The sequence below is a fragment of the Nocardioides kongjuensis genome (assembly GCF_013409625.1).
Lineage (GTDB): Bacteria > Actinomycetota > Actinomycetes > Propionibacteriales > Nocardioidaceae > Nocardioides > Nocardioides kongjuensis.
Window position 1 is genome coordinate 5,579,863 of sequence record NZ_JACCBF010000001.1, and the last position, 20,240, is coordinate 5,600,102.

The 20,240-nt window shown below is 72.0% G+C and carries 16 protein-coding genes and 2 tRNA genes; 15 read left to right on the plus strand and 3 right to left on the minus strand.

Features of this window, described 5'->3' with window-relative positions; genetic code table 11:
* Window position 1: 1 nt before the first annotated feature.
* From BJ958_RS29280 to BJ958_RS26765, 8 genes are all read left to right on the plus strand, one after another.
* Window positions 2–1,216 carry a DUF58 domain-containing protein gene (locus BJ958_RS29280; RefSeq protein ID WP_179729785.1) on the plus strand — a complete coding sequence of 405 codons (1,215 nt, stop codon included), beginning with the start codon at window positions 2–4 and terminating at the stop codon, window positions 1,214–1,216.
* A complete protein-coding gene (locus BJ958_RS26735) occupies window positions 1,213–3,513 on the plus strand; it encodes a transglutaminase TgpA family protein (protein WP_179729786.1) in 2,301 nt (766 codons plus the stop codon). Before BJ958_RS29280 ends, BJ958_RS26735 begins: the two co-directional genes overlap by 4 nt.
* Window positions 3,510–7,874, plus strand: a complete 4,365-nt coding sequence (locus BJ958_RS26740; protein WP_179729787.1) for an FtsK/SpoIIIE domain-containing protein — start codon at window positions 3,510–3,512, stop codon at window positions 7,872–7,874. The genes BJ958_RS26735 and BJ958_RS26740 overlap by 4 nt, the downstream gene beginning before the upstream one ends.
* 130 nt (window positions 7,875–8,004) lie before the next feature.
* Window positions 8,005–8,277: a WXG100 family type VII secretion target gene (locus BJ958_RS26745; RefSeq protein WP_218865986.1), complete on the plus strand. Its 273-nt coding sequence runs from the start codon at window positions 8,005–8,007 to the stop codon at window positions 8,275–8,277.
* An 82-nt stretch (window positions 8,278–8,359) separates the two neighbouring features.
* Window positions 8,360–9,211 carry a CHAP domain-containing protein gene (locus BJ958_RS26750; RefSeq protein ID WP_179729788.1) on the plus strand — a complete coding sequence of 284 codons (852 nt, stop codon included), beginning with the start codon at window positions 8,360–8,362 and terminating at the stop codon, window positions 9,209–9,211.
* Between the two features lie 4 nt (window positions 9,212–9,215).
* Window positions 9,216–10,133: a WXG100 family type VII secretion target gene (locus BJ958_RS26755; RefSeq protein ID WP_179729789.1), complete on the plus strand. Its 918-nt coding sequence runs from the start codon at window positions 9,216–9,218 to the stop codon at window positions 10,131–10,133.
* A 10-nt stretch (window positions 10,134–10,143) separates the two neighbouring features.
* Window positions 10,144–10,761 (plus strand): hypothetical protein, encoded by a 618-nt coding sequence (locus BJ958_RS26760; RefSeq protein ID WP_179729790.1) that lies wholly within the window; start codon window positions 10,144–10,146, stop codon window positions 10,759–10,761.
* Window positions 10,758–12,146 (plus strand): hypothetical protein, encoded by a 1,389-nt coding sequence (locus tag BJ958_RS26765; RefSeq protein WP_179729791.1) that lies wholly within the window; start codon window positions 10,758–10,760, stop codon window positions 12,144–12,146. Before BJ958_RS26760 ends, BJ958_RS26765 begins: the two co-directional genes overlap by 4 nt.
* Before the next feature lie 13 nt (window positions 12,147–12,159).
* On the opposite strand, the gene BJ958_RS26770 is transcribed toward BJ958_RS26765, so the two are convergent.
* From BJ958_RS26770 to BJ958_RS26780, 3 genes are read right to left on the minus strand one after another with little or no spacing between them, the layout of a single operon-like run.
* Complete coding sequence (locus BJ958_RS26770; protein ID WP_179729792.1) at window positions 12,160–12,918, minus strand: amino acid ABC transporter ATP-binding protein; 759 nt, start codon at window positions 12,916–12,918, stop codon at window positions 12,160–12,162.
* Window positions 12,918–13,778: an ABC transporter permease subunit gene (locus BJ958_RS26775; RefSeq protein ID WP_179729793.1), complete on the minus strand. Its 861-nt coding sequence runs from the start codon at window positions 13,776–13,778 to the stop codon at window positions 12,918–12,920. Before BJ958_RS26775 ends, BJ958_RS26770 begins: the two co-directional genes overlap by 1 nt.
* Window positions 13,775–14,659 (minus strand): ABC transporter substrate-binding protein, encoded by an 885-nt coding sequence (locus BJ958_RS26780; protein ID WP_179729794.1) that lies wholly within the window; start codon window positions 14,657–14,659, stop codon window positions 13,775–13,777. The genes BJ958_RS26775 and BJ958_RS26780 overlap by 4 nt, the downstream gene beginning before the upstream one ends.
* A 44-nt stretch (window positions 14,660–14,703) precedes the next feature.
* Between BJ958_RS26780 and BJ958_RS26785 the strand changes: the two genes are divergently transcribed.
* The 7 genes from BJ958_RS26785 (at window position 14,704) to tig (ending at window position 20,209) form a co-directional block, all read left to right on the plus strand.
* Complete coding sequence (locus tag BJ958_RS26785) at window positions 14,704–16,071, plus strand: NAD(P)H-quinone dehydrogenase (RefSeq protein WP_179729795.1); 1,368 nt, start codon at window positions 14,704–14,706, stop codon at window positions 16,069–16,071.
* A gap of 19 nt (window positions 16,072–16,090) precedes the next feature.
* On the plus strand, window positions 16,091–16,594 hold the full coding sequence (locus BJ958_RS26790; protein WP_179729796.1) for a ribose-5-phosphate isomerase: 504 nt from the start codon (window positions 16,091–16,093) through the stop codon (window positions 16,592–16,594).
* Entirely contained in the window at window positions 16,594–17,433 is an 840-nt protein-coding gene (locus tag BJ958_RS26795) for an Fpg/Nei family DNA glycosylase (RefSeq protein WP_179729797.1), read from the plus strand. The genes BJ958_RS26790 and BJ958_RS26795 overlap by 1 nt, the downstream gene beginning before the upstream one ends.
* The gene (locus tag BJ958_RS26800; RefSeq protein WP_179729798.1) at window positions 17,385–18,476 is read left to right on the plus strand and encodes a SpoIIE family protein phosphatase; all 1,092 of its coding nucleotides are present in this window, start codon (window positions 17,385–17,387) and stop codon (window positions 18,474–18,476) included. Before BJ958_RS26795 ends, BJ958_RS26800 begins: the two co-directional genes overlap by 49 nt.
* Before the next feature lie 86 nt (window positions 18,477–18,562).
* Window positions 18,563–18,633 (plus strand) — tRNA-Gly (locus BJ958_RS26805).
* Between the two features lie 39 nt (window positions 18,634–18,672).
* Window positions 18,673–18,745: transfer RNA gene (locus BJ958_RS26810), tRNA-Pro, on the plus strand.
* 66 nt (window positions 18,746–18,811) lie between these two features.
* Window positions 18,812–20,209, plus strand: a complete 1,398-nt coding sequence (gene tig, locus BJ958_RS26815; protein ID WP_179729799.1) for a trigger factor — start codon at window positions 18,812–18,814, stop codon at window positions 20,207–20,209.
* The last annotated feature ends 31 nt before the right edge of the window (window positions 20,210–20,240 follow it).

A 20,240-nucleotide genomic window follows, 5' to 3' on the forward strand; every position in this document is an offset into this window, starting at 1 on the left:
GGTGGGCCGACTTCGGGGCGTCGCGGGTCGCCTCCGCGCGTTGCTCGGGACGGCGCGGCGCCGCGTCGACCCCGCACTGCGGACGCTGACCCCGGCGGGTCGGGGAGTGCTCGCCCTGACCGTGGTGGCCTGGATCCTGGGCTGGCGGCTGGGCTGGGACGAGATGACCCTGCTCGCCGCGACCGGGCTCGTCCTGCTGGCGATCTGCGCCCTGTTCATGATCGGCCGCACCAACCTCGAGGTGCGGGTCGCGGTGGAGCCGCCGCGGGTCAGCGTCGGCGAGTCCGTCGCCGGGTCGCTGAGCGTCGTCAACAAGGCCCGGACGCCGGCTCTGCCCTTCGTCCTGGAGCTGCCGGTGGGGGAGGGCGGCGTCGCGTTCTCCTACCCGCTGATGCGACCGGGCGGGACCCAGGAGGAGATCTTCGTCGTCCCGACCGAGAAGCGTGGCGTCATCGACGTCGGCCCGGCGACCAGCGTGCGCGGCGACCCGGTGGGTCTGTTCCGCCGTGACCTCGGCTGGTCCGACGTCTCCGAGATCTTCGTGCACCCGCGGATCGTGCCTCTCGAGCCGCTCGGCACCGGCCTGATGCGTGACCTCGAGGGCGTCACGTCCAACAACGTGTCGATGAGCGACCTCGCCTTCCACGCGCTGCGCGAGTACACACCCGGCGACGACCTTCGCCACGTCCACTGGCGATCGTCGGCGCGTCACGGGAAGCTCCTCGTCCGCCAGTTCCTCGACACCCGGCGCAGCCACCTCACGATCGTCGTCGACAGCCGACCCGGTTCGTACCGCTCCGACGACGACTACGAGACTGCCGTCTCGGTGGCGGGATCCCTGCTGGTACGGGCCCTGCTCGACGAGTACGACGCCTCGTTCGCCTCGGGGCGCCACGCGGCCTCGAAGGTCGTCGGAAAGGCCGTCCTGGACGCCTGCGCCCGTGCGGAGCCGTCCCCCGAGACCCTGGTCTCGGTCGCTCGGGAGGCCAACCGGCTCGCACCGGACACGAGCTTCGCCGTCCTCGTCTCCGGCCCCTTCACCGACTTCGTCGAGCTGCAACGGGCCGCGGGCCAGTTCGGCATCGACGTCGCCAAGGCGGCCGTCCGGGTCGACCACGAGCTGACCCCCGCCGTACGCACCGCCGGCGACCTGCCCCTGCTCACCCTGGGCAGGCTCGAGGAGCTGGCCCCGCTCCTGCACTGGGGAATCGGATGAACCGGCTGCTGCCCCGCGAGGCCCTCGTCGACGGTGGACTCCTGCTGGTCCTCGGCTTCGTGGCGTCCTTCGGGTTCCGCGACACGTTCAACGGATGGAGCTATCTCGTCGCCGCGGGCGCCGGACTGGTGCTCGGCATCCTGCTCGCCCACCTCGCCAAGGCCCTGGACAAGCCGGCGGTGCTGGTCGCCGTGTTCGCGGTGGTCGCGTTCTTCCTGTTCGGCGGCGCGATCGCGCTGCACAGCGACGGCCCGCTCGCGGCCCTGCCGCTGCCGGGCACGCTGACCGAGCTCGCGGACCAGAGCGTGCACGGCTGGAAGGACCTGCTGACCACGCTCGCCCCGGTGGACGGCGGGCCCCTCCTCACCCTGCCGTACCTGATGGGCCTGGTGGCGGGCGCGCTCGGCATGGCGCTGGCCGGACGGGTCCGCTCGCCGTGGGTGCCCGCGCTGGCTCCCGTGGCGTACCTCGCCGCGGTCATCCTGCTCGGCATCCAGACCCCCACCCGGCTGCGCACGATCGGGATCGCGTTCGCCGCGCTGGTCGTCGTGTGGATCGCGGTCCGCGCCCGCCGTACTCAGCGCCGTGCCGTGCAGGGCAGCGCATCCTGGCGCAGCCGTGGCCTTGCCGCACTGCTGGTCGCCGGTGCTGCGGTGGCAGCGGTCAGCGTCGCCCCCGTGCTGCCCGGCGCGGACGCACACCAGCGGGTCGTGCTGCGCTCGGTCGTCGTGCCGCCGTTCGACGTCGGCCAGTACCCCTCGCCGTTGGCGAGCTTCCGCCGCTTCACCAAGGAGTATCGCGCGCCGCAGGGCAAGGAGGACGAGAAGCTCTACGACCGCGAGCTGTTGCGCGTCGAGGGCGATCACCTCGAGGGCGCGCTGCTGCGCTTCGCGGCCCTCGACCAGTACGACGGCACGGTGTGGGGAGCCGCGAACCAGGCGCCCGGAACCTCGGGTGCCGCCGGCAGCTTCCAGCGCGTGGGGGAGGTCATCCGGGACGGGGGTCCGGGCCGCGAGGTCACGGCGAAGGTGACCCTCGCCGACGCCTTCAGCGAGCTGAGGGACGTGTGGCTCCCCACGACCGGCTCGGTCACGGACCTCGAGTTCGGCGGCAGCCGCGCGGAGGACCTCGCCGAGACCTTCCGCTACAACCTCGCCACCGACACGGGCGTCGTCCCGCAGGGCCTGGTGGCCGGCGACAGCTACACCTTCACCGCTCACGTTCCCGGCGAGGAGGAACGGGTCACCGCCGGTCTCTCCGTGGCCTCGGGCAACCTGTCCGAGGACCGGGCAGGCGTGCAGTTCCAGCCGGTCGCCCAGCGATGGGGAGGCGACGCCGGGTCGGGTCTCGAGCAGGTGCTCAAGATCGCCCAGCACATGCAGTCCGTCGGCCGCTACACGGACGGCGGCGCCGAGAACAGCGCGCAGTACCCCGCCGGGCACTCGGTCAACAGGCTGTCGAAGTTCTCGGCCGAGGGCGAGCAGATCGCAGGGGACGACGAGCAGTACGCCGCGATGCTCAACCTGCTCGCCACGCAGGCGGGTGTTCCCGCACGGGTCGTCGTCGGTGCCAAGGTGCCGGCGGACGGCATCGTGAAGGGCAAGGACATGCGGGCCTGGCTCGAGATCCGCGACACCGGCGGCGTCTGGCACGAGCTCCCCACCGAGGCGTTCATGAGCCGCGAGCGTCCGCCCGAGGACCAGCCACCGACACAGCAGGAGCTCACGTCCGGCGAGATCATCCCGCCTCCGGTCCCCGTCCGCCCGCCGGCGGGCGGCGGTGACCCGCTCGCCACCGACGACAACCGGCACGGCAACCAGGAGCACGAGGGCGGGTTCACCCTCCCCGGCTGGCTGGTCGCGGTCCTGGTGTACGGCGGCATCCCGGTCCTGCTCGCCGGTGCGGTCGTCGGCGGGATCGTCGGAGCCAAGGCCTGGCGGCGAAACCGGCGCCGTACGCGGGGGGCTCCGGCAGTCCGGCTCACTGCGGCCTGGCGTGAGGTCCTCGATGCGGCGCGCGACCTGGGCCACGGGGTCTCTGCACGCCGTACCCGTCGTGAGCAGGCCGTCCAGATCGGGCTGCCCGCCGTCGCCGACCTGGCGCGCTCCGCGGACCGCCACGTGTTCGGCAGGACCGACCCGACCGACGAGGCCGCGGCGTCGTACTGGAACCAGGTCGACCAGCTGCGTAGCGAGCTGCTGTCCGGCCTCGGCAGGTGGCAGCGGGTCAGGGCCCGCGTGAGCCTGGCGTCCTTCCGCCGGCTGCCCCGTCCCGACGCGCAGGAGGCGACCGCGTGAAGCTGAAGTTCACCTACCACCGGCCGCAGGGAACGCCGGTCGACCTGGTGGCGACGATCGACTCGGCGACGACCGTGGGCGACCTCGCCGACCACCTGCGCTCCTCGGATCCCCACGGTCCGGGCTGGTCGAGCGAGCACCGGTCGACGCTGACACTCACCAGCCAGAACAACCTGTCGCTGAACCCCGACGTGCTCGTCGCGGACAGTCCGCTCACGTCGGGGGCGCACGTGTCCCTCGGTACGGCGGGAACCCGCTTCGGCGAGGTCGCAGCCGCCACGGCCGCGGCCGTCATCCGCATCCTCAACGGGCCCGACGTCGGCAAGGAGATCCCGCTCGCCCAGGGGTCGGTGATCGTCGGACGCGACCCGCAGTGCGAGGTGGTGCTGAACGACACGCTCGTCTCGCGCCGTCACGCACGCATCAACATCACCGACGTCGCCGAGGTGATCGACCTCGGCTCGGCCAACGGCGTCGACGTCGGAACGGCCAGCGTCCCGCGCGCGACGCTGCGCCCCAGCGACATCGTCACCATCGGTGAGACGGAGCTGTCCGTGCGTGTCGTCAACCGACCGGTCGGCGACGGCACGCCCGCCTCGGGTGGCTTCAACCGCGCTCCCCGGCTCGCGCCGGTGTACGTCGGGCTGGAGCACGAGGCGCCCGAGGCCCCGGAGCGTCCGAAGCCGCAGCGCTTCCCGATGATCGCCCTCCTGGCGCCGTTGCTGATGGGCGGTGTCCTCTACTGGGTCACCCGTGACGCGCGGTCGCTGATCTTCCTCGCGCTCAGCCCCCTCATGCTCATCGGCACGGCGTTGGAGAGCAGGCTCGCGAACCGGAGCGACTTCAAGAAGGCGGTGGCCGCCTTCGAGGCAGACCTCGAGGGCCTGCGCGGCGACATGGAGGCCGAGCTGGTCCGTGAGGGAGAGGTACGGCGCCGCGAGCTGCCCCGCGGGGCGGAGTGCCTCGACGTCGTGCGCAACCTGACCCCGGCGCTGTGGAGCTGGCGGCCCGATGCGCCGGACTTCCTGCAGCTCAGCCTCGGCCTGGGCGCGCTGTCGAGCCGGTCCGTCGTCGACTACCCGAAGGTGTCGCGTGCGCCGCACCACCTCCGCAACCGGGCGCGCGAGGTCCTCGAGCCCCTGACCCGGGTCCCGGACGTTCCGGTGAGCGTCGACCTCGCAGCGGGCCCCGTGGGAGTCGCCGGCCCGCGCAGCCTGACCGTCGGTGTGGCGCGCAGCCTCTGCCTGCAGCTCGTGGCGCTCCGCTCACCGTCGGAGTTCGTGCTCTGCGCCTTCCTGTCGGGGGAGTCGGCGGCGCTGTGGGACTGGCTGAAGTGGCTCCCGCACGCCTCGTCCGCGCACAGCCCGATCAGCGGCAACCACCTCACCGCGACCAACGGCGACGCGTTGGCCCTGCTCGCACAGCTCGAGAACCTGATCGAGGCTCGCGGCTCGGACCGCGACGGCGCGGGCAGCCTCCCACGCGTCGTGGTGCTCGCGGAGGCAGACGCGACCAGTCCCGAGTTCGCGCGTCTGGTCGCCGTCTCCGAGGCGGGTACGCCGGTCGGCGTGCACGTCGTGTGGCTGGCGGCGGAGGCCGCGCTGCTGCCCTCGGGCTGCAAGACCTTCGCCACGGTGGACCCGGCCGGCGGGCCGGGCGCCGTGGGCTTCGTGACGAGCGGCAGCGCCGTCGTACCCGTTGCCCTCGACGAGGTGAGCGCTGACGACGCTGCCGCCGCAGCCCGGCGGCTGGCCCCGTTGCACGACGTCGGGGCCCTGGTCGCGGACGACAGCGACCTGCCCCGGTCGGTGTCGCAGCTGGGCCTGCTCGGCCACGAGCTGGCCGACGACCTGCTCGCCGTCATCGAACGGTGGAACGAGAACCACTCCATCCTCACCGGGCCCTACGCGCCCGAGACGCCCGCCCGCAAGCCCGGGAACCTGCGGGCACTGGTCGGTCAGTCGACGCTGGGCCACCACGTCCTCGACCTGCGGCGCGACGGTCCGCACGCTCTCGTCGGGGGGACCACCGGTTCCGGCAAGTCCGAGCTGCTGCAGGCCTGGATCCTGGCGCTCGCAGCCGCCCACAGTCCGCAACGGGTGAACTTCCTGCTGGTCGACTACAAGGGCGGAGCGGCCTTCGCGGACTGCGACCCGCTCCCGCACAGCATCGGGATGGTCACCGACCTGAGCCCGCACATGGTCCGGCGGGCGCTGACGTCGCTGGGCGCCGAGCTGAAGTACCGCGAGGAGCTGCTCCGCGAGCACGATGCCAAGGACCTGCAGGCGCTGGAGGCCCAGGGCTTCGTCGGAGCACCGCCGAGCCTGGTCGTCGTGGTCGACGAGTTCGCGGCACTGCGCGAGGAGGTGCCGGAGTTCGTGGACGGCATGGTCGACATCGCGCAGCGGGGCCGCTCGCTCGGCATCCACCTGATCATGGCGACCCAACGACCGGCGGGCGTGATCACCGGCAGCCTGCGGGCGAACACGAACCTGAGGCTCGCGCTGCGGCTGGCCGACGAGGCGGACTCGACGGACATCCTCGGCACCGCCGACGCAGCGGCGTTCGACCCCGACACCCCGGGGCGCGCCGTGTCGAAGTCGGGGCCCGGGCGGCTGGTCCCGTTCCAGTCCTGCTACGTCGGCGGCTGGACCACGCCGGAGGGCGACGCCCCCGAGATCCTCGTCCAGGAGCTCACCCTGCTCACCGCGGCCGTCTGGCAGCAGCCGGTCGGTGAGCCGGTGACACGTGACAAGGACGCCACCGACATCAAGCGGGTGGTCCGCCAGATCCGGGACGCGAACCGCGCGGCCGGCCTGCCGGAGCCCCGCAAGGTCTGGCAGCCGGCGCTGCCGGCCACCCAGTCGCTGGCGCGCGTCCACCGCAGCGCGACCGACACCGAGCTCGCGTTCGCGGTCGCGGACGACCCGCAACGCCAGGCGCAGCCGACGATCGCCTTTCACCCCGACCGCGACGGCAACATGGTGGCGTACGGGACAGGGGGCGCGGGCAAGAGCACCTTCCTGCGCAGCATGGCCGTGGCAGCCGGTCTCACGATGAAGAGCGGACCGTGTCACGTCTACGGTCTCGACTTCGGATCGCGAGGGCTCGCGATGCTGGAGCAGCTGCCTCACGTGGGATCGATCATCCCGGGAGGCGACCACGAGCGGGTGACCCGGTTGCTCGCCTGGGTCCGTGCCGAGATCGACGAGCGCGCGGCCCGCTACTCCGCGGTGAACGCGGGCACGCTCACCCAGTACCGCAAGGAGAGCGGGAACGCCGACGAGCCCCGTCTGGTGCTGCTCGTGGACGGGATGGCTGCCTTCCAGGCCGCCTACGACGCCAGCGACCGGTCCCGATGGATCGACGTGCTCACGAGCATCGCCTCGGAGGGGCGGCCGGTCGGCGTCCACCTGATCCTCACCTCCGAGACCCGCTTCGGTCTGCCGCCGAGCATGGCCGCCGCGGTGCAGCGCAGGCTCGTCCTGCGGCAGGCGACGGAGGACGAGTACGGCATGCTCTCCGTCCCCGCCGACGTGCTGACGCCGACGTCCCCGCCGGGGCGGGGCATCGTCGACGACCTGGAGGTCCAGGTCGCCGTCTTCGGGGGGTCCGCCGACCCCGTGCTCCAGGCTGCCGAGCTGGCGTCGCTGGCGAAGGCCATGCGCGAGGCGGGAACCAGTGTCGCGCCGCCGGTGCAGAGCCTCCCCGATCGGATCCACCTCGGCTCCCTGCCCACGACGCCGGGTCTGGTCACCTTCGGCGTCGCCGGCGACACGCTCACGCCGCTCGGGGTGCCGGCCAAGGGCTCCTTCCTGCTCTCGGGTGCGGTCCAGAGCGGTCGGTCCACGGCGCTGCGCACGCTCGTCGAGGCCTTCGACCGGGCCCACCCGGACGGCGAGCGGCACTACCTCGGCCTGCGTCACAGCGTCGTGTCGGCTCTCCCCGGCTGGGCATCGACGACCTCCGGGACGATGGAGATCGAGCGGCGCGCCCAGGAGCTGGCCGACCGGATCGGTGCAGGCGGTGCGCGGAGGATCGCGGTCTTCCTGGAGTCCGCGGGCGACCACGTCAACAGCCCGGCCGAGCTGGCTCTCCAACAGCTCGTCAAGGCCTGCAACGCGGAGGAGCAGTGGTTCGTCGTCGAGGGCGAGCTCAGCACTCTCGCGGGGCCGGCGGGCTTCCTCGGTGCGGTCAAGGCCTCTCGGCACGGTCTGGCGCTGCAGCCCGACCCGGACAGCGGCCACGCGCTGTTCAAGGTCCCGTTCGGCCGGATCCATCGTCACGAGTTCCCGCCGGGCCGTGGCCTGTACGTCGTGGGCGGCAGGGCACGTGTCGTGCAGGTGGCTCAGCCCGGCTGACGCCGTCGCGCGGGGAGTTCTCCCCATCGACGCCGCGCCCGACCTCCGACAGCATTCACACCAGGCCGACACCGGCCGACCCGAACCTCAGAGCAGACACGAGAAACCCCTAGAAACAAGGAGAAACATCATGACCCGCATGGGAATGGACCCCGACCTCGTCGAGAACATCGGCAACCGCCTCAAGACCCAGGCCGGCCAGATCCAGCAGGCGATCCACGACATCGACGGCCTCGTCAACGAGGCGATGGCCGCGTGGGAGGGCAAGGACGCCCAGGACTTCCACGGCTGGTGGACCCAGCAGCACCGGGGCGCCCTGACCAGCGCCCAGCACGCCATCGACGGTCTCGGCACGTCGGCAATCAACAACGCCCACGAGCAGCGCCAGGTCTCCGGTCACTGATCACGGCTCGACGGTGGGAGGCGGACGTCGTGCCGCCTCCACGCCGCCGGGACGTGCCCACAGCTCGAAGGAGAGAGACACGATGAACCAGTTCGTCGGGATGGATCCCGCCATCGTCCAGCAGATCGGCACCCGCCTGAAGCAGCGCGCCGCCCACCTGCGGGAGATCACCGCGGCGGTCGAGTCGGCCGTCCACTCGTTGCAGGGCAACTGGGACGGTCAGGACGCGACCGACTTCCAGGCCTGGTGGACCCACCAGCACCGACCGGCGCTGACCGCCGTGACCGAGCAGATCGAGGGGCTGGGACAGTCCGCGCTCAACAACGCGCAGGAGCAGCTCGCTGTCAGCGGCGGAGCTGGGGCCGGCCCGGGTGCAGGGGCGGCACCGGGCCACGGCGGCGTGACTCCCGTCGCCACGGGTGGGCCCGGCGCCGCACCCCAGGGCCCCGGGGGCGGCGGCGCGCCGTCCGGCGCCCCGCAGACCGACCTCGACCGCAAGACGGCTGCCTTCGCCGCGACGTGGAACGGCAAGTACCTCGACTACGACAAGGCCTACGGCAACCAGTGCTACGACGTCTTCTCGCAGTACAACCACGACGTCGTGGGCGGGCCGGGCATCCATGCCGCCACCACCGGCGGTGCCAAGGACATCTACAACGACTACGGAACCAACGGCGCGGCGGCCCACTACCAGCGGATCGCCGCTGGGGACGGTCCTCCGCGGGTCGGTGACGTGGTGGTGTGGGGCAACGGCACGTACGGGCACGTCGGGGTGGTCACCGCGGTCACCGACGGAGGGTTCACCGCCCTCGAGCAGAACACCGATGGCCGCGCGTCGTCGACCTCGACGGGTGCCGTGACCCATCAGGTGACCCACACCTACGGCGAGCAGCGGGGGATCCTCGGCTACCTGAGGCCGAAGTCGACGGTGTGAGGCCATGACGGGATTCATGGGGATGGACCCCGCCGCCGTGCGCGGCGTGGCCCATCGGCTCCAGGCTCAGGCGACGACGCTCGCCGGCGTCATCGCGTCCGTCCAGGCGGCCGTCGACCAGGCGCTGGCGCTGTGGGACGGCGACGATGCGCACGGCTTCCACGGCTGGTGGAACACCCAGCACCGGCCGGGCCTGCAGGCGGCCCAGGAGATGGTGAGTCAGGTGGCGACCCGGCTGGAGCAGCAGGTCCAGGAGCAGGAGCGGGCCAGTGGCCTCGCGGGCTCGGGTGGGGGAGCCGACCCGCTCGGGACGCTGCGCACGAGCACGAGGTCCCTGTTCGACGCCGCCGGCAGTGTCCTCGGACCCGCGGGGCTCGTCACCACGGGCATGACCGCCTTCGCCGCGGTCGCGAAGGCCGGCGTGAGCGGTCGGTACACGGACGGCTGGCGAGCCATCATCCGGGGCGCGGACAACCTCCACGTACCCGCGGCGTTCACCCGCTTCAAGCAGAGTCCGGTGCTGCAGGCGATCCACCCGGCGCTGCGGGCCCACGGAGGACTGATCGCCAGCGGCGGCCGGATCGCGGGCGGCGTCGGGAAGGTCGGCGGCGTCGTGAGCGGTGCGGGGAGCCTGTTCGGCATGGCCGACGGCGCCGCGCGAGGCAACGGGGGAGACGTCGCCTACAACGGACTCTCGCTCACGGCGACGGGGTTGAAGACCGCGGGAAAGACCCCGATCACCTACATCGCCGGTGCCGGGCTGCAGGCATGGACCGAGACCGGGCGGATCGCCACGACTCAGGTCGACTGGAGCGCCGACGGGATCAAGGCGATCGTCACCGCCTCCCCGGCCGACTGGGGCAGGGCGATCTGGGACTCCCGCAACGACTACGCCGATGCCTTCACCAAGGTCTTCGGATGAGGAGGACGACGTGGACCTTCTGCTGACGGACGACGAGGTGGTGGCCCTGGCCGCCGACCGGGAGTCGTTCTGGCCCGGTGCCCTGCCCACGGTGCCGATGGTCCGGCCCGACGACGCGATCCGCGCGGTCCTGCGTGGGCAGCGGTCCCTGCGGGTCCGTGATCTGCTCTCGGAGGCGGGCGAGTCGACACCGCAGCTGGTCGAGCTCCGCGACTCGGTGCTCGACGCCGAGGGGCGGATCGCGGTGTACCTGTGCGACGAGGCCTTCGACCGCGTGTCGTGGGACATCTCCGCAGACCTGTACTGGTACGCGCCGGGCTGGCTCGTCGAGACGACCACGGCGGCGGGGATCCACGCGTTCCGGCAGTCGTCGCGCGCCGAGGCCACCGAGCTCCTGGTCGGCCTGACGTCCGCCGCCCTGTCGGGTGGTGGCGGCGAGCGCCTCTGCGTCGCGCTGGTGACCGAGAGGGAGAGCAAGGCCGTCGTGGTCAGTGCCGGCACGATCACCGGCTACGTGCTCGACCCCGCGGGAACGGTGACGGCCGAGAAGGCCGTGCCGCCGAGCGCGTTGCCCCAGCTCCTCGGCATGCTGACCGACCACGCCGCCTCGATCGCGACCTCGTCATGACCGAACAGCGCCGGATGCGCACCGTCCTGGCGACCGTCCTGGTCGCCGTCGTCACGTTGACGGGCACGGCGACGACCGTCCTGCTCCCGGGCGCACCCGCGCACGCCGCCGCTGGCGGGTACGCGATGCGTCTGGGTCCTGGCGCCTGCGTGTATGACAAGGGTGCACTGAGCCTGATGGGGGTGGCGGAGGTCCGGGTGAAGATGGCCCGCAGGTGGGCGCGCACCTACACCGCCCAGTGGGTGCGGGTCACCACCACCCTCGAGGGACGAGCCGCCGGCGGTGCGTGGACGCACGTCGACAGTCCGCTCCGCCAGAACCGGGCGAAGGTCAAGCGGAAGTTCGTCACGAGGTTCAAGACCATCGGCCAGACCTTCGCGAACGTGCCGGCGGGTACGGCGTACGGCGAGTTCCGGGCCAGGGTGCTGGTCGAGTGGATCTCGCCGCGGACGGGCAGGCGGGAGAAGGCGCGGGTCGGCTACGCCGGCAGCGGAGCCGCGGGGTCGTGCTCGGCCTGGCAGGCGCCGTCGGGGGTGACCGGTCTCGGCATCGCTGCCACCGGGGCCGACAGGCAGGTCCGGGCCGACTTCGCGGTCTCGCCCGCCGTCGGGGACCAGGTCGTCGAGTGCCGACCGTCCTGCGGCAGCTTCGAGCCCGCTGCCGTGCCCGCGTCCGGGCAGACGGGGCTCTCATTCCTGGTCGCACCTGCCACCTTCACGAACGGCTCGGTCGCGAGCGTGGACGTGCGGACCTGCCTGGTGCAGGCCCGCAGCGTGTGCAGTCCGTGGGCCAGCGACACCACCACGCCCTACGGCCCGCTCGCGAAGCCGTCGATCTCGGCCAGCGCGAACGGCGAGGACGTCGAGTGGTCGATCAGCGGCTCCGGCAACGGCAAGCCGGTGACTGTCTCCGTGACCGCCAACGGCACGCAGATCTGGAGCGGATCCTTCTCCGGCGTGTTCAGCCGCACCGGCACCCTGAGCGTGGGCTACAGCCAGACCCGGAACCTGCAGGTCACGCTCACCGACTCGGGCGCCACGGCGGAGCAGCCCTCCAACCGGGGTACGCAGGCTGCCGCGGCGAGTGCGACGACACCCGCTGCTGCGCCGACGGTGACCGTCACCCGGGGTGGCTCGTGCCAGACGTCAGCCTGCACGGGAGCACAGGTCGCCTGCAGCGCCACGTGCTACTACATCCTCACGACCGGACACGACTTCCCGGCCACCACGACGTGTCGCGTGTTCTACCAGGCCGGCGGGTCCTCCCCGTTCACCTGGTCACAGGGCAACGCCCAGACCAACTCCGCCGGCAACTGGGTCGGCTCGAACGTCGTCTTCGACGTCCGCTGCGACAACGGCGCCAGCACCGGCTGGCGCACCATCTGACGTCGAGGTCGCGTCAGTTCTCGGGCAGCACCCGCCGCAGGAACTCCCGGGTCCGCGTCTGCTCGGGCGCACCCAGCACCTGTGCGGGCGGACCCTCCTCGACGATCCGGCCGCCGTCGAGGAAGCAGACGTGCGAGGCGACCTCGCGGGCGAAACTCATCTCGTGAGTGGCCAGCACCATCGTCGTGCCGGCCTCGGCGAGGCTGCGGACGATGTCGAGGACCTCGCCGACCAGCTCGGGGTCGAGCGCGGCGGTGATCTCGTCGAGCAGCAGCAGGGCGGGGTCGGTGCACAGGGCGCGGACCAGGGCGACGCGCTGCTGCTGGCCGCCGGAGAGGCGGTCGGGGTGCTTGTCGACGTGCTCGCTGAGCCCGAACCGGTGCAGCAGCTCGCGCGCCTTGTCGCGAGCAGCGGACGCGGGGACGCCGTGCACGCGGCGCGGCGCCAGCGTGCAGTTGTCGAGGACGCTCAGGTGCGGGAACAGGTTGTAGGCCTGGAACACCATGCCGACGTCGCGGCGTACGTCGCGCGGGTCGACCAGCGGGTCGGAGATCTCGCGGCCCTGGAACTCGATGACGCCGTCGTCGATCGGCTCGAGCAGGTCGAGGCAGCGCAGCAGGGTGGACTTGCCGGAGCCCGAGGAGCCGATCAGGCAGACCACGTCGCCGGGGGAGACGGTCAGCGAGAGGTCGTCGAGGACCACCCGTCGGCCCGGTTCGTCGTGGCGCGGGTAGGTCTTGCGGACGTTGCGGACGTCCAGCAGCGCGGTCATCAGAGTGCTCCTGCCCGCTCGCGCCGGGCCAGGCGTCGCGCGAGCACGTCGCACAGCCGGGCCAGGGGGACGGTCATCGCGATGAAGAAGACCGCGGCGACGAGGTAGGGCGTGTAGTTGAAGTTGTAGTTCGCGTAGTCGGCGGCCGCGTACAGCGCGTCGAACAGCCCGACCGACGCGACCAGCGCGGTGTCCTTCTGCAGCGAGACGAAGTCGTTGAGCAGCGGGGGTACGACGCGGCGTACCGCCTGGGGCACGACCACGTGCCGCATCGTCTGGGCCCGGGACAGGGCCAGTGCCTCGGCACTCGCGAGCTGCGAGGGGTGGACCGACTCGATGCCGGAGCGGAACACCTCGGCGACGTAGGCCGAGTACGACACGACGAGAGCCGTGGTCGCCCAGAAGAACAGGCTCGTCGGCAGGCCGGTCAGCCCCAGCGCCGGCATGCCGAACGCGAACAGGAACACCAGCAGCAGCGTGGGGATGCCGCGCACGACGTCGGTGTAGACCACGGCCAGACCGCGAAGCGGCACCAGCCACGCCGAGTGCGCCTGCCGGATGAGCGCCAGCGCCAGGCCGGAGACCAGGATGAGCGGCTCCGCGACCAGGAACATCTTGACGTTGATCCAGAAGCCCTCGGTGATGCTGGGCAGCGACTCCTTCGCGTGGTCCCAGTCGAGGAAGGTCGCGCGCACCCGCGGCCAGCCCGGCGACAGCACCAGCGCCGCACCGAGCACGCCGAGCACCACGACGGTCGCGGTGCTGGCGACCACGACGCGGTGCCGCCGCTGACGGGAACGGGTACGACGTCGGGCGAGCTCCCGCTCGCTGGGCTGCCAGTCCGTGGTCGGTCCGCTCACTGGAGCTCGGGCACGCTGACCACGTCGGACAGCCACTTCTGCTGGATGTCGGCCAGGGTGCCGTCCTGCTTCAGGGAGGCGAGGGCGCCGTTGACGCAGGGGAGCAGCTCGTTGCCCTGCTCGAAGAGCAGGCCGAACTCCTCGGGCGTGCCGCCCTCGTACTGGAACTGGCCGAGCAGCGTGCTGTTCTCGATCTCGACGGCGCTGATGTAGAACGCGGTCGGGAGGTCGGCGATGATCGCGTCGACCTGGCCGTTGAGCATCGCCTGCTTGGCGTTGTTGGTGTTCTGGAAGACCAGCGGCTCCTGCTCGGGCTTGATCACCTCGCGCACGGCGGTCAGCGAGGTGGTGCCGGTCTGGGCGCCGATCTTGAACTTCGCGAGGTCGGCCAGCGAGGTCGCCTTCGCGGCGGGGCTGTCCTTGAGCACGATCACGGCCTGGGCGGCGGAGTAGTAGCCGTCGGAGAAGTCGACCGCCTTCTCGCGCTCGGGGTTGACCGAGATCTGGTTGATGTCGAAGTCGAAGTCCTTCGTGCCGGGCTTGTAGGAGTTGTTGAACGGCACGGTCACCCAGCTGACCTGGTCCTTGGAGAAGCCGAGCTCCTCGGCGACGGCGTACGCCACCGCGGACTCGAAGCCCTTGCCGTTGGTCGGGTCGTCGTCGACGAACCAGGGCTCGTACGCCGGAGAGTCGGTGCCGATGGTCAGCACGCCCTTCTTCACCAGCGGCAGGTCGGCGACGGCACACTCGTCGGCCGAGGCGCTCTTGCCGCTCTGCTCCTCGGGCTCGTCCTCCGCCGGGGCGCAGGCGGCGACCGCCGTGGCGAGCAGGACGGCGGCGACAGGGGTGGCGGCGCGGGACAGGCGCAGGGCAGGACGCATGGCAGGAATCGTAGGGCCGGGCCCGCGCTGCAAGAATGGCGGCCATGACGCGCGTCGTGATCGTCGGTGGGGGACCCGGTGGCTACGAGTCGGCCCTGGTGGCCGCCCAGCTCGGGGCGGAGGTCGTCGTCGTCGACTCCGACGGGGTCGGCGGGTCGGCGGTGCTGACCGACTGCGTGCCCAGCAAGACGCTGATCGCGACCGCCGAGGTGATGACCGACTTCCTCGAGGCCGGCGAGCTCGGCATCGACGTCGCGGCGCCCCGCGTGGACCTCGCGCGGGTCAACGAGCGCGTCAAGGCGCTCGCGCTCGCCCAGTCCGCCGACATCGGGAGCCGCCTGGCCCGCGAGGGCGTCACGGTCGTCCACGGCCGGGGCCGCCTCGACGGTCCGTCGCAGGTGGTCGCGACGCTGGCCGACGGCACCGAGACGACGTACGACGCCGACGCGGTGCTCGTCGCGACCGGAGCCACGCCGCGCGTGCTCGACACCGCTCAGCCCGACGGTGAGCGGATCCTGACCTGGGAGCAGGTCTACGACCTCGCCGAGATGCCCGAGCACGTCATCGTGGTCGGCTCCGGTGTGACCGGTGCGGAGTTCGCCAGCGCCTACCAGTCGCTCGGCATCCCGGTGACCCTCGTGTCGTCGCGCGACCGGGTGCTGCCCGGCGAGGACCAGGACGCCGCGCAGGTGCTCGAGGACGTGCTCACCCGCCGCGGCATGACCGTCCTCGGGCGCTCCCGGATGCAGTCGGTCACCCGGTCCGGCGACACGGTGACGGTCACCCTCCAGGACGGTCGCGAGGTGACCGGCTCCCACTGCATCCTCGCCCTGGGCTCGGTGCCCAACACCGCCGGCCTGGGCCTCGAGGCCGCGGGCGTCGACCTCGACGACGGCGGCTTCGTCAAGGTCGACCGGGTCTCGCGGACCTCCGCACCCGGCGTGTACGCCGCCGGTGACTGCACCGGCGTGTTCATGCTCGCCTCGGTCGCTGCCATGCAGGGCCGGATCGCGATGGCCCACGTCCTCGGCGACGCGGTGCAGCCGCTCGACCTCGGCGTGGTCGCGTCCAACGTCTTCACCTCACCGGAGATCGCCACCGTCGGCGTCACCCAGAAGCAGGTCGACGCCGGGGAGGTGCTCGCCGAGGTGGTGATGCAGCCGCTCGCCACGAACCCGCGCGCCAAGATGCAGGGCATCGTCGACGGCTTCGTGAAGCTCTTCGTCGCCCCCGGCTCGCGCAGCCTGCTCGGCGGTGTCGTCGTCGGTCCCCGCGCCTCCGAGCTGATCCACCCGGTCGCGCTCGCCGTGACCGAGCGGCTCACCGCCGACCAGCTCGCGCAGACCTTCACCGTCTACCCGTCGATCAGCGGCTCCATCGCCGAGGCCGCCCGCCGCCTGCACCGTGCCTGACGCCTGAGACAATGGCCCCATGCGCGTTCACCTCGGCTGCGACCACGCCGGCCTCGAGCTCAAGTCCCACCTCATCGGCTGGCTGACCGAGCACGGCTACGAGCCGGTCGACCACGGACCGTTCGTCTACGACGCGCTCGACGACTACCCGGTCTTCTGCCTGCGCGCGGCCGAGGGCGTGCGGGCCGACCGCGAGCAGGGCCTCGACAGCCTCGGCGTCGTCATCGGCGGCTCCGGCAACGGCGAGCAGATCGCCGCCAACAAGGTCAAGGGCATCCGCGCCGCCCTCGCCTGGTCGGAGGAGACCGCCACCCTCGCGCGTGAGCACAACGACGCCTGGGTCGTGGCCGTCGGCGGCCGGATGCACACCCTCGACGAGATGACCCGTCTCGTCGAGGTCTTCCTGGCCACCCCGTTCCCCGGCGACGAGCGTCACGTACGCCGCATCGGCCAGCTGGCGTCGTACGAGACCACGGGCGAGCTCCCGCCGCTGCCCGAGTCGGCTCTCGGGCACCAGGACTGATGCCCGAGGGTCATACCCTCCATCGCCTCGCCGGCGAGCTGACCGCGGTCCTCGGGGGGAGCCGCGTCCGGGTCGGGAGCCCCCAGGGCCGCTTCGCCGACTCCGCCGCGCAGCTCGACGGCGCCCTCCTCGTCGACGCCGACGCCTGGGGCAAGCAGCTGTTCATCCGGTTCGAGGGCGAGCGCTTCGTGCACGTTCACCTCGGCCTCTACGGCACCTTCGACGTCCGTGACGGCGTCGACGAGATCCCGCCGCCGGTCGGCCAGGTCCGGCTGCGCCTGGCCCGCCCCGGTGCGTACGCCGACCTGCGGGGCGCGACCACCTGCGCGCTCGTCACGGCGGCCGAGCGCGCGGCCGTGGTCGCGAAGGCCGGCCCGGACCCGTTGCGCGACGACGCGGACCCGGAGCGGGCGTGGGCGCGGATCTCGCGCAGCACCGCACCCATCGGCACCCTGCTGATGGACCAGACCGTCCTCGCCGGCGTCGGCAACGTCTACCGCGCCGAAGTGCTGTTCCGGCACCGCATCCACCCGCTGCGGCCCGGTCGCACGCTTCGCCGTACGCAATGGGGTGCGATCTGGGACGATCTGGTGGTGCTGATGGGGGAGGGCGTGCTGACCGGGCGGATCGACACCGTCCGGCCCGAGCACACCCCGGAGGCGATGGGACGCCCGCCCCGGGTCGACGACCACGGCGGCGAGGTCTACGTCTACCGGCGCGCCGCTCAGCCCTGCCACGTCTGCGGGGGCACGGTGCGCACCGAGGTGCTCGGCGGCCGCAACCTGTTCTGGTGCCCGCGCTGCCAGCCGGTCTTCCGCTCCCGGGCGGCGGCTCGATGAACCGCGGACGGCGCTGGGTGCGCTCCGACGTCGGGCTGGCGGTCGTGCTCGGGTGCTTCGCCTCTGCGGTGGTGGTCGGCATCGCCGCGATGCCGGCCGACGTACCGGTCAACCTGGTCTTCCTGCCGCTCGTGCTCGGCATCCTGTTCCTCAGCAACCGGGTGCTGCGCTGGTTCGCGGCGTTCATCATGGTCGCGCTCACCGCGGCCGCGATCCTCCAGGACACCTACCAGGTCCGCGTCGTCGTCGCGCTGTGCGTGATGTATGGCCTGTCCGCCCTCGTGATCGCGCTGTCCCTGCGCCGCGACCACGTCGGCGTCGGCCCGATCCGCGGGCAGTCGATGCTCGTCGACCTGCGCGACCGGATCCTGGCCCAGGGCGAGATCCCCGAGCTGCCGGAGGGGTGGCTGGTCCAGTCGGCCCTGTCCTCGGCCGGGGGCTCGCCGTTCGCGGGCGACTTCGTGGTCGCCACCGCCAGCGACCGCGGCCGGAGGATGGAGCTGGTCGTCGTCGACGTGTCCGGCAAGGGCGAGGCAGCCGGCACCCGCGCGCTCCAGCTGTCCGGTGCGATGGGCGGGCTGGTCGCCGCGCTGCCGCCGGACCGCTTCTTCCCGGCCGCCAACGACTACCTCCTCCAGCGGGCCTGGGAAGAGGGCTTCGCGACCGCCGTCCACGTGTCGGTCGACCTGCGGACCGGCGACTTCGAGCTCCGGTCCGCGGGCCACCCGCCGGCCGTCCAGCGCGAGGCCGGCTCCGGCCGCTGGAAGCCGCTGCGCCCCGACGGCCCGGTCCTCGGCATCGTCGACGACGCCGAGTTCAGCTGTCACCGCGGCCGGCTCGCCCCCGGCGACAGCCTGCTGCTCTACACCGACGGCATGGTCGAGCTGCCGCGTCGCGACATCGACCTCGGCATCGACCACATGATGGGGGAGGCCGAGTCGCTGCTGCGCGGCTCGTGGGACGGGCTGGCCCGTCGCCTGGTCGCCGCCGTCGGCTCGCGCGACGACGACCGGGCGCTGCTGGTGGTCCACCGGCGTCCCTGAGCGTGGCCCGAGTTGGGGTCGGCGCGTGTGCGTGTGGCACGATTGCGCGTGGTCTCCAGCCGTGCGCGAGCGCGGCTCGGACCTCCGGGGATGTAGCTCAATGGTAGAGCCTCAGTCTTCCAAACTGATTACGCGGGTTCGATTCCCGTCATCCCCTCGAAGTGCGGTCCAGCCACCCGAGCGCCGGGCCGTTCCGCGGGGCGTAGCGTAGTGGCTAGCGCGCCTGCTTTGGGAGCAGGAGACCGCAGGTTCGAGTCCTGTCGCCCCGACAGATCGCCCCGATCGGCGGGCCCTCGTGGCCCGTGCACCATCCCCAGACCAGTAGGAGAACACCTGTGAAGAGCGCCGTCGAGACCTTGAGCCCGACCCGGGCCAAGCTGACCGTCGAGGTGCCCTTCGAGGAGCTCAAGCCGAGCCTCGACGCGGCGTACCAGAAGATCGCGAAGCAGATCAACGTCCCCGGCTTCCGCCGTGGCAAGGTCCCGCCGCAGGTCATCGACCGCCAGGTCGGCCGCGGCGTCGTCCTCGACGAGGCCGTCAACGACGTGCTGCCGAAGGCGTACGTCGAGGCGCTCCAGGAGAACAACCTCACCCCGCTCGCGCAGCCCGAGATCGAGGTGACCAAGTTCGAGGACAACGACGGCCTCGAGTTCACCGCCGAGGTCGACGTGAAGCCCGAGTTCGAGCTTCCGGCCTACGACGGCATCGAGGCCTCGGTCGAGGACCTCGCGGTCACCGACGAGGACGTCGCCGAGCAGGTCGACGCGCTGCGTGAGCGCTTCGGCACCCTGATCGACGTCGAGCGCCCGGCGCAGGACGGCGACTTCGTCGTCATCGACCTGGTCGCCACCAACGACGGCGAGGTCGTCGACGGCGCCGAGATCTCCGGCTTCTCCTACAAGGTCGGCAACGGCGGCATGATCGACGGCCTCGACGAGGCGCTGGTCGGCATGGGCGTCGACGAGGAGAAGACCTTCACCACCCAGCTCGTCTCCGGCGACCTGGTGGGCCAGGACGTCGAGGTGGCCGTCAAGGTCACCCAGGTCCAGGAGCAGGAGCTCCCGGAGCTCGACGACGAGTTCGCCCAGGAGGCCTCGGAGTTCGACACCCTCGACGAGCTGCGCGAGGACGTCCGCGAGCGCCTCACCCGCGGCAAGCGCCTCGAGCAGGCCGCTGCCGCCCGCGACGCCGTCCTCGAGGCGCTGCTGGAGAAGGTCGAGATCCCGCTGCCCGACAGCATGGTCACCGAGGAGCTCAACGCTCGTCGCGCCAACCTGGAGCAGCAGCTGCAGTTCGCCGGCATGACCCTCGAGAAGTACCTCGAGGACGAGAAGCAGACCCAGGAGGAGTTCGAGGCCGACCTCGAGCGCCGGGTCCGTGACGCCGTCGCCGCGCAGTTCCTCCTCGACGACATCGCCGACAAGGAGGAGATGGGCGTCGACCAGGGCGAGCTGACCCAGCACATGATCCGCCGCGCCCAGCAGTCCGGTCAGGACCCGCAGGAGTTCGTGAACCACATGTTCGAGCACAACCACGTGCCCGAGCTGGTCCAGGAGATCCGTCGCGGCAAGGCGCTGCAGCTCCTCGTCGAGGGCGCGACCGTCAAGGACGCCGCGGGCAACGTCGTCGAGCTGAAGAACCTGCAGGCCGACGGCACCATCGGCGAGCCCGCCGACGAGGCGGCCGAGCCTGCCGAGGCCGTCGAGGAGACCGAGGCCCCGGCCGAGGCCTGATCCTCTCGCTCCGCCGCACTACCCGTTGAGT

What these genes read in the sequence shown, in the direction of transcription:
- BJ958_RS26790 (WP_179729796.1), top strand. Translation starts at nt 16,091, where the DNA reads ATGCGCGTTCACCTCGGCTGCGACCACGCCGGCCTCGAGCTCAAGTCC.
- BJ958_RS26770 (WP_179729792.1), bottom strand. Translation starts at nt 12,918, where the DNA reads ATGACCGCGCTGCTGGACGTCCGCAACGTCCGCAAGACCTACCCGCGC.
- BJ958_RS26765 (WP_179729791.1), top strand. Translation starts at nt 10,758, where the DNA reads ATGACCGAACAGCGCCGGATGCGCACCGTCCTGGCGACCGTCCTGGTC.
- BJ958_RS26750 (WP_179729788.1), top strand. Translation starts at nt 8,360, where the DNA reads ATGAACCAGTTCGTCGGGATGGATCCCGCCATCGTCCAGCAGATCGGC.
- BJ958_RS26785 (WP_179729795.1), top strand. Translation starts at nt 14,704, where the DNA reads ATGACGCGCGTCGTGATCGTCGGTGGGGGACCCGGTGGCTACGAGTCG.
- BJ958_RS26795 (WP_179729797.1), top strand. Translation starts at nt 16,594, where the DNA reads ATGCCCGAGGGTCATACCCTCCATCGCCTCGCCGGCGAGCTGACCGCG.
- BJ958_RS26755 (WP_179729789.1), top strand. Translation starts at nt 9,216, where the DNA reads ATGACGGGATTCATGGGGATGGACCCCGCCGCCGTGCGCGGCGTGGCC.
- BJ958_RS26735 (WP_179729786.1), top strand. Translation starts at nt 1,213, where the DNA reads ATGAACCGGCTGCTGCCCCGCGAGGCCCTCGTCGACGGTGGACTCCTG.
- BJ958_RS26745 (WP_218865986.1), top strand. Translation starts at nt 8,005, where the DNA reads ATGACCCGCATGGGAATGGACCCCGACCTCGTCGAGAACATCGGCAAC.
- BJ958_RS26780 (WP_179729794.1), bottom strand. Translation starts at nt 14,659, where the DNA reads ATGCGTCCTGCCCTGCGCCTGTCCCGCGCCGCCACCCCTGTCGCCGCC.